Source organism: Kitasatospora nipponensis, from assembly GCF_039528135.1.
Lineage (GTDB): Bacteria > Actinomycetota > Actinomycetes > Streptomycetales > Streptomycetaceae > Kitasatospora > Kitasatospora nipponensis.
In genome coordinates this window covers 1-535 of record NZ_BAAALF010001091.1, presented here as the reverse complement: position 1 = coordinate 535, position 535 = coordinate 1, and the positions used below count along the sequence as shown (strand labels likewise).

Here is a 535-nt window from a genome sequence, read left to right as displayed (position 1 = left end):
CCGCGACTTCGACCAGGCGATGACCCGCCTGTCAGCAACGGCGCGGGCGCTGCCCGCACCGCCGGCATACGGCAGGCCGCCGCACGACACGACTTCGATCGTGTGAGGCTCCCGGAACTCCGCGCCACGGCACCTAAGGTCCTTCGCATGACGACCGCTGACCGTGCGATCCGGTCCAACGAACCACCCGGTACCTGCGAGAACATCACGGTGGCGGAGCTCAGAGAACTCGTCTGCAAGGGACGTGACTCGTGGTGGACGGTGCTCCTGGTGGACCCGGTGGCCCTGCGGCTGGTCCGCTGGACCGATCGGCACACCGAGGTCACCCCCGACCAGGTCACCTGGGCCGCCCTGGCGCTCGGGCTGGGCGCGGCCGCGGCCGGGCCGTCGCTGCCGCAGCCCGCGAGCAGCAGCACTGCGGCCAGTCCGCCGACCGCGGGCACGACCGTACGTAGCTTCATCTCTTCGACTCCCCCGTCGAGTTGACGACGGGCACCGGGTGGCGACCGTCGCCCGAAACGCCAGGGATCGACGG

General features: G+C 71.2%; 1 pseudogene. It reads left to right on the top strand.

Going from position 1 to position 535, the window contains the following annotated elements:
• Positions 1-147: 147 nt before the first annotated feature.
• Positions 148-378, top strand: a pseudogene (locus ABD323_RS45040) (hypothetical protein); the annotation flags it as partial.
• Between the last annotated feature and the right edge of the window lie 157 nt (positions 379-535).